The organism is Streptomyces sp. NPDC055189 (genome assembly GCF_053606765.1).
In genome coordinates this window covers 259315-267522 of sequence record NZ_JBSGSG010000003.1, presented here as the reverse complement: position 1 = coordinate 267522, position 8208 = coordinate 259315, and the positions used below count along the sequence as shown (strand labels likewise).

At 71.2% G+C, this 8208-nt stretch carries 5 protein-coding genes; 4 read left to right on the top strand and 1 reads right to left on the bottom strand.

Annotated features, from left to right (window positions below):
* Nucleotides 1-100: 100 nt before the first annotated feature.
* Entirely contained in the window at nt 101-289 is a 189-nt protein-coding gene (locus tag ACWFR3_RS04325; RefSeq protein ID WP_453733014.1) for a hypothetical protein, read from the bottom strand.
* Between the two features lie 227 nt (nt 290-516).
* Here ACWFR3_RS04325 and ACWFR3_RS04320 point away from each other — a divergent pair, with 227 nt between their 5' ends.
* From ACWFR3_RS04320 to ACWFR3_RS04305, 4 genes are all read left to right on the top strand, one after another.
* Entirely contained in the window at nt 517-2025 is a 1509-nt protein-coding gene (locus ACWFR3_RS04320; protein WP_453733013.1) for a hypothetical protein, read from the top strand.
* 178 nt (nt 2026-2203) lie between these two features.
* Nucleotides 2204-3619 carry an NAD-dependent succinate-semialdehyde dehydrogenase gene (locus tag ACWFR3_RS04315; protein ID WP_453733012.1) on the top strand — a complete coding sequence of 472 codons (1416 nt, stop codon included), beginning with the start codon at nt 2204-2206 and terminating at the stop codon, nt 3617-3619.
* 156 nt (nt 3620-3775) lie between these two features.
* Nucleotides 3776-4603: an aldo/keto reductase gene (locus tag ACWFR3_RS04310; protein ID WP_453733011.1), complete on the top strand. Its 828-nt coding sequence runs from the start codon at nt 3776-3778 to the stop codon at nt 4601-4603.
* A 228-nt stretch (nt 4604-4831) separates the two neighbouring features.
* On the top strand, nt 4832-8161 hold the full coding sequence (locus ACWFR3_RS04305; protein WP_453733010.1) for a serine hydrolase: 3330 nt from the start codon (nt 4832-4834) through the stop codon (nt 8159-8161).
* The last annotated feature ends 47 nt before the right edge of the window (nt 8162-8208 follow it).

Below are 8208 nucleotides of genomic sequence, written 5' to 3'. Positions count from 1 at the left end.
GTGCACCGGGGCGGCAGGGTCGTGTGGCATCCGGGTACGGATCGAGCCGTACCACTTGTGTTCTACGGGGTGGCCGAGCGGCCGACGCGGGTCGGCGCGGTCAGCCCAGCCAGGTGTACAGAACCGCGGCGACGAGGAGCAGTACGACCACGCCCGTCAGGATCAGTGTGCCGGTGCCCGTGTGCATGGAGCGTTCCTGATCTGCGAGCTTCTCCTCGATGAAGGCCTTCGCGTCGGCCTCCGTGCGTGTGCGGACCCACTGGCCGTTCTGTCCCGGATTGGGAAACATCTTGCACCCCCTGTGTCAACTCCGGGGCGCCTTGCCACTTTTCACCCGCGCAAACCACGCCGGCCCCGTGTGTCCCGTACGACACGCGCACCGGCTCCGGAATCTCCGCCCCGCGCTCTCGCGTGGTGCAGGGTAATTTGTCCACATTTGTAGTGAAATAAGACTTCCGGTCTGTGCTCGGCAGCCGGAAGAGGAGCCCTGCGAGCCCGCAGGGGGAAAGGCGCGCGATGGCCAAGACCTTGAACGCCCCGCTCGTCGTGACGGAACGCCGCAGCCGGACGCCGGTCGTGCGCGCCCCGCGACGCACCGGAAGCCAGGCCTGGCTTGCTGCCGTGGCGGTGGCCTTCACGCTGGCCCAACTGGCCCTCGTGCGGCCCGGAATGGGTCTCGGCTGGGACGAGGCGGTGTATGTCAGTCAGGTCAGCGGCCACACTCCCGCGGCGTTCTTCAGCGCACCCCGTGCGCGCGGCATCTCCCTGCTGGTCGCGCCGGTCGCCTCGTGGTCGTCGTCCACCGAGCTGCTGCGGGTCTATCTCGCCGTGCTGTCCGGCCTCGGCCTCTTCCTGGCGCTGCGTGTCTGGCGCGGGCTGTTCCCCGTACGGGTCCTCGCCCTCGCGGGTGCCCTGTTCGCCACGCTCTGGGTGACCGTTTTCTACGGCCCGGAGGTCATGCCCAACTACTGGGTCGCGATCGGCGCCCTCGCGGGCGTCGGCTGCTTCCTGCGCGCCCGGGCGGACCGCCGCGACCGGGCCGCGCTGTGGGGCCTGGGCGCGAGCGCGGCGCTGATGGCGTGGATGCGGCCCGCCGACGCCGTCTGGGTGATCGTCCCGATGGCGGTCCTGCTGGTCTGCGTCCGCCGGTGGCGGCAGCCGCGATCCTTTGCGGCGCTTGCCGTGGGTCTTGGGGCGGGGGCGCTCGGGTGGGTCGTCGAGGCGTACGTCAGTTTCGGGGGTCTCGGCACCCGCCTTGCCGATGCCTCCCGGATCCAGGGTGGCCTCGGCTGGAACATCGCCGTCCTCGATCAGCTGCGCAGCCTGCGCGGCCAGACCCTGTGCCGCCCGTGCACCGCCGCGCTGCCCGCGCCGGAGCTGATCGCGTGGTGGTTCGCCCTGCCGCTGCTCGCCGCACTCGGTCTTGTCGTCGCGGTCAGGGGTCGGCGCGCCGCGGGCACACTCCTGCCGCTGGCCTGCGCCACGACCGCGAGCATCCCCTACCTCTTCATGATCGGATACGCGGCGCCGCGCTTCCTGCTCCCCTTCTACGCACTGCTCGCCATCCCGGTCGCCGACGCCCTGGTGCACCTGGTCACGACCTCGCGCTGGGCGGCGTGGCGGCCGGTGGTCGTGACCGCGGTGGCGCTCGTCCTCGCCGGTCACCTGGCCGTGCAGTACGCGGTGCTCCAGGACACGGTGGACCGCTCCACCGCCGGCCGGCAGCAATGGGCGCGCACGGCCTCCGAGCTCCACCGCCTCGGTGTGCGGCCGCCGTGCGTGGTGACCGGGCATGAGGCCCTGCCGATCGCCTTCTACGCCGGGTGCTCCTCCGCCCAGACGTACGGGCACAACGCGAGCACCACCCGTGCGGACCTCCTGCGGACGGCGCGGCACACGCCGACGGCCGCCATCGCCGGGGTGCCGGACGGGCCGCCGGAGTTCGCGCGCGGCTGGCCGTCCCATCGGTTCGGTGACCTGCGCATTCATGTGGGGCCCGCGGTCAGGGCGGGTGCACGCGGGTGAGGTGAGGCTTCCGCCGGGTGCGGCACGCGTGTGGCTCCTGCGGCGAACATACGCACCTTTTTTGGATGTATGAACGGTTTGCGCCCTGAGGTGTCGGGTACCCCGGACAGGGGCCGGAACGCATCGTTCCGCCCCGCGCCCTCACCCGTCACCGCTCACCCCTCGCTCTGGAGAGTTCATGTCAGATCAGCGCAAGAGTTCGTTTGCGACCGTGAGCCCCTACACGGGAGAGACCCTCAAGGAGTTCCCGGAAATCGAGGGCGAAAAGGTCGACGCGGCGCTGGAGACCACGGGCCGGGCGTTCGACGCATGGCGGAAGCGGCCCGTCGAGGATCGCGCCGCCGTCGTCGCACGCGCGGCTGGCCTGATGAAGGAACGCAAGGAAGAGCTGGCCCAGCTCATCACGCTGGAGATGGGCAAGCTCATCTCCGAGGCGCGCGGGGAGGTGGATCTCGCCGCCTCGATCCTGGAGTACTACGCGAAGCACGGGCCGGAGTTCGCCGCCCCCGAACCGCTCGACGTCAAGGAGGGGGAGGCGTACCTGGTCAACGAGCCCCTCGGTGTCCTGCTCGGCGTCATGCCGTGGAACTTCCCGCTCTACCAGGTGGTCCGTTTCGCGGGACCGAACCTGCTCCTCGGCAACACCGTGCTGGTCAAGCACGCCGGCATCTGCCCGCAGTCCGCACTGGCCCTGGAGAAGCTCTTCCGTGACGCGCAGGCGCCCGAGGGCGTCTACACGAACCTGTTCGTGAGCCACGACGAGATCTCGCGCATCATCGACAGCCCGGTCGTCCGCGGAGCCTCACTGACCGGCAGCGAAGGGGCAGGATCCAAGGTCGCCGAACGGGCCGGACGGAACATGAAGCCCAGCCTGCTCGAGCTCGGCGGCAGCGACGTCTTCATCGTCCTCGACCGCGAAAACCTCGATCGCACGATCGGGGCCGCGGTGGCGGGCCGGATGGCCAACACCGGACAGAGCTGCGTGGCCTCGAAACGATTCATCGTCCTTGAGGACGTGTACGACGACTTCGTCGAGGGGATGCGCCGCAAGTTCGAGGAGCTGCGGCCCGGCGACCCCGCGGACGAGGCGACCACGCTGGGTCCGCTCTCCTCCGAGTGGGCGGCAGCGGACCTGGCCGACCAGATCCGCGAGACGGTGGACCAGGGCGCGGAACTGGTCACCGGCGGCCACCGGATCGACCGCGAGGGCGCCTTCGTCGAACCCACCATCATCACCGGCGTCAAGCCGGGCATGCGTGCCTACGCCGAGGAGCTCTTCGGCCCCGCCGCGGTCATCTACCGCGTCGCCGACGAGGACGAGGCCATCGCCCTGGCCAACGACAGCCAGTACGGTCTGGGTGGATCCGTGTTCTGTGGGGACGTGGAGCGCGGCCGCCGGGTGGCGGAGCGCGTGGAGACCGGCATGGTCTGGGTGAACCACCCGACATCGACCCAGCCCGATCTGCCCTTCGGCGGCATCAAGAGGTCCGGCTACGGCCGTGAGCTCTCGAAGCTCGGCATGCAGGAATTCGTGAACCGCAAGCTCGTGCGCGTCCTGCCGCCCGACGCGAAGCTGAGCGGAATCGCCGGCTGAACGACCCGTCGGCGTCCCGGGCATGCGCGGCAGGACAAAAGCTGACCATAGGTGTGTTTTGCGTCCGAGGCGAGCGGAGAGCAGACCCGACAGACCTCCCGCTGCCGCGAAACCAGCAACTCGGCAATACGGAAAACGGCAACACAAGGAGCCATCGTGAGCGCAGTACCCGCCATCACCCTCAACAACGCGGTGCAGATCCCCCAGCTCGGGTTCGGCACCTTCCAGATCGAGCCGGAGGAGACGCGCGAGACGACGCTGGCCGCGCTGGAAGTCGGCTACCGGCACATCGACACGGCGGAAATGTACGGCAACGAGAAGGAGGTCGGTGAGGCGGTCCGCGACTCCGGCATCGACCGCGCCGACATCTTCGTGACCAGCAAGCTCAACAACGGCGCCCATGCGCACGACGACGCACTCAAGGCGTTCGACCGCACCATGGACGAGCTGGGGCTCGACTACCTGGACCTCTTCCTCATCCACTGGCCGCTGCCCGGCAAGGGCGACTTCGTGGAGACCTGGAAGGCCCTGGAGGAGATCTACCGCTCCGGCCGGGCCAAGTCCATCGGAGTCTCCAACTTCCAGCCCCACCACCTGCGCCGGCTGCTGCAGAACAGCGACGTGGTGCCCGCGGTCAACCAGATCGAGGTGCACCCCTACCTCACGCAGGACGACGTCAGGGCCTTCGGCGCCGAACACGACATCGCCACCGAGGCCTGGTCGCCCATCGCGCAGGGCAAGGTCCTCGACGACCCGACCATCAACCGCATCGCGCAGCGGGAGGGCAAGTCGGCCGCCCAGGTCACCCTGCGCTGGCACATCCAGCGCGGCGACATCGTCTTCCCCAAGTCGGTGACCCAGAAGCGCATCGAGCAGAACTTCGACATCTTCGACTTCGAACTCAGCGAGGGCGACATCGGTGAGATCTCCGCACTGAACCGCGACGAGCGCACCGGACCCGACCCGGACAGCTTCAACGGCTGAACACCGCGCCGAGCATCGAAGACAGGCGCCTGACGGGCATCGGCCCCGTCGGGCGCCTCTTTGTGCCGTCGCGTTCGTCAGCACCGATGAATCAGGCCTCTCCACCTTGTCGGGGACGACGAAGAGTTGCCCCTGGTGCTGCCCTACCTTTCCGGACATCATCGGTTCGCATGCCACGGAGGTGGCACCCCACCCCCACCCGCCCCGTCCGCGAGGAGACAGCACACCGTGACGCGACGCCCGGCCCTCGACGACCTCTACGCCATCGCACTGCCGGAACAGCCCGCGCTGTCCCCGGACGGCACGCGCATCGCCTACGTGCTGCGCACCGCGGACCGCGAACACGACCGCGAGGACCGCGCGTTGTGGACCGTGCCGACCGGCGGCGGCGCGGCGCGGCGGCTCACCCGCGGCCCCGCGGACACCGCGCCCGCATGGTCGCCCGACGGCCGGTGGATCGCGTTCCTGCGCGGCGGCGACGGCCCGGCGCAGCTGTGGCTGCTGCCCGCCGAAGGGGGCGAACCCGAGGCGCTGACGAAGCTTCCGGCGGGCGCCGGGGCGCCGGTCTGGAGCCCGGACGGCACCGCGATAGCCTTCCCCGCCCCGGTCGGCGGCGGCCACGACACGGCGGCTGCCGCAACGGTCCAGGCGCCCGTCGTGGCGGACCGCATCGGCTACAAGGCCGACGGCCGCGGTCTCTTCGGCCCGGTCCGCAGCCACCTGCACGTCGTGGACCTCGACAGCCGTGACGCGCGCCAGGTCACCCGGGGCGACTGGCACGCGGGGGACCCGGCCTGGTCGCCGGACGGGCGCAGCCTCGCCTTCCGCGCGGCACGCGGCGCCGATGCCGACCTGACGCTGCGCTCGGAGGCGTACGTCGTGGACTGCCTGGCCCCCGGCGCCGAACCGCGCCTCGTCGGCACCGGCGAAGGCGCCGCGTACGCCGTCAACTGGACCGCCGACGGCGACGCACTCCTGGTCGTCGGCCGCACCGACACCGCACTCGGCCATGCGAGCGTGCTGCGCGTACCGCTGGACGGCGGGGCGACGGTCGACCTCACCGCCGGACTCGACCGCAACGTGATGCCCGGCGGCCCCGGCTATCCGGGCGCGCTGCCCCGCCCGGCCGACGACGGCAGGGCGGTGCTGTTCTGCCTGCGCGAACGCGGCTGCACACACCTCTACGCGATGAACGCTGACGGCGGTGAGCCCCGTGCGCTGGTCGGCGGCGCGGGCCGGGTCGTCTCCGGCCTGTCCGCCGTCGGCGACACCGCCGCCTTCGTGGTGGCGACCCCCGCCTCGTACGGCGAGATCGCGACCGTCGAGCTGTCCACCGGCCGCGAGCAGACACTCACCCGGCACGGCGCGGATCTGGGAGATGTGGAGCCGCTGGCGCCGCAGGAGCGGGAGTTCACCGTCTCCGACGGCACCACGGTGCACGGGTGGCTGCTGCGCGACCCGGCCGCCACCGGCCCCGCGCCGCTGCTGCTCGACATCCACGGCGGCCCGCACAACGCCTGGAACGGGGCGGCCGATCCCTTCCACCTCTACCACCAGATCCTTGCGGCACGCGGCTGGTCGGTGCTGCTGCTCAACCCGCGCGGCAGCGACGGCTACGGCGAGGCGTTCTTCACCGCGGCGCGCGGCGCCTGGGGCGCGGCCGACGCGCCGGACTTCCTGGAACCCCTGGACGCTCTGGTCGCCGAAGGGATCGCGGACCCGCAGCGGTTGGCGGTGGCCGGCTACAGCTACGGCGGCTTCATGACCTGCTGTCTGACCAGCCGTGACGACCGGTTCGCCGCCGCCGTCGCCGGTGGCGTGGTCAGCGATCTCACCAGCATGTTCGGCACCAGCGACGAGGCCCACCTGCTGGCCGCGCACGAACTGGGCGGCACGCCGTGGCAGCACCGCGAGCGCTACGCCGAACTCTCCCCGTACACACGGGTGGAGCAGGTCCGCACTCCTACGCTGGTGCTGCACGCAGCGGCCGACGAGCGCTGCCCGGTCGGGCAGGCCGAGCAGTGGTTCACCGCACTGCGGGAGCAGGGCGTGCCCACACGTCTGGTGCTCTATCCGGGCGGTTCGCACCTGTTCCTGCTCGACGGACCGCCCTCGCACCGGGCCGACTTCACCCGCCGCATCGTCGACTGGGTGGAGCGCCACGCCGGGGAGCCCGGCCGCCCGGCCCGTGCCCCGCTGGACGCCGCGCACTGGGAGCGCCGGCTCGGTGAGCTGGCGGCCCGGCACCGGGTGCCGGGCGCGGTCCTCGGCATCTCCCGCGGCGACGACCTGGTCCTGACGGCCTGCGGTGTGCTCCACAAGGGCACCGGCGTGCAGGCCACCGAGGACTCGCTCTTCCAGATCGGGTCCATCACCAAGGTGTGGACCGCCACCCTGATCATGCAGCTCGTCGACGAGGGGAAACTCGACCTCGACACGCCGGTCACCGACGTCCTTCCGGAGCTTCGTCTTTCCGACCCCGAGTCGGCGCAGCAGGTGACCGTACGGCATCTGCTCACGCACACCAGCGGCATCGACGGCGACATCTTCACCGACACCGGCCGCGGCGACGACTGCCTCGAGGAGTACGTCGGCCAACTGGGCACGGCGGCGCGGAATCATCCGCCGGGGGCGACGTTCTCGTACTGCAACTCGGGCTTCGTGCTCGCCGGGCGGATCATCGAGAAGCTCACCGGCATGAGCTGGGACAGCGCCCTCAAGGAGCGGCTCTGCACCCCCTTGGGCCTCGCGCACACCGTCACGCTGCCGGAGGAGGCGCTGCGCTTCCGCACCGCGATGGGACACGCCGCCCAAGGCGATCAGGACCCGCAGCCGGCCCCCGTGTGGTGCCTGCCCCGCTCGGCCGGACCGGCCGGACTGATCACCGCTTCGGCCGCCGACGTCCTGGCCTTCTCCCGTATGCACCTCGCCGGCGGCAGCACCGCCGACGAGACCCGCGTCCTGTCGCCGCAGGCGGCGTCCGCGATGACCGAGCGGCACGTCGGCCTGCCGGACGTGCACTCCCTCGGGGACTCCTGGGGACTCGGCTGGATCCGCTTCGACTGGGACGGCCATCAGGTCATCGGGCACGACGGCAACACCATCGGCCAGTCGGCCTTCCTGCGCCTGCTGCCCGAGCAGAACCTCGCCGTCACCCTCCTCACCAACGGAGGGGCCGCCCACGACCTGTACCTGGAGCTCTACCGGGAGATCTTCGACGAGCTGGCCGGGGTCACCATGCCGCAGCCGCTGCGGCCACCGGCCCGGCCGGTGACGGTGGACGCCGGTCGCCACACGGGGCGGTACGAGCGGGCAGGGGCCCGCATAGAGATCCTTCAGGGCGCCGACGGGCCGCGACTGCGCCACACGGTGACGGGTCCGCTCGCCGATCTGGTCCCCGAAACGGTGCAGGAGGCCGACCTGGTCCCCGTGTCGGAGGACCTGTTCGTCATGCGGCTGCCCGGCAGCGGGTCATGGACCCCCGTGACCTTCTACGCGCTCCCGACCGGCGAGCCCTACCTGCACACCGGCGTCCGCGCCACCCCGAAGGTGTCCTGACGTGAACCGGCAACACGGCCGGGCGCATGCACCGCACGAGGGACGGG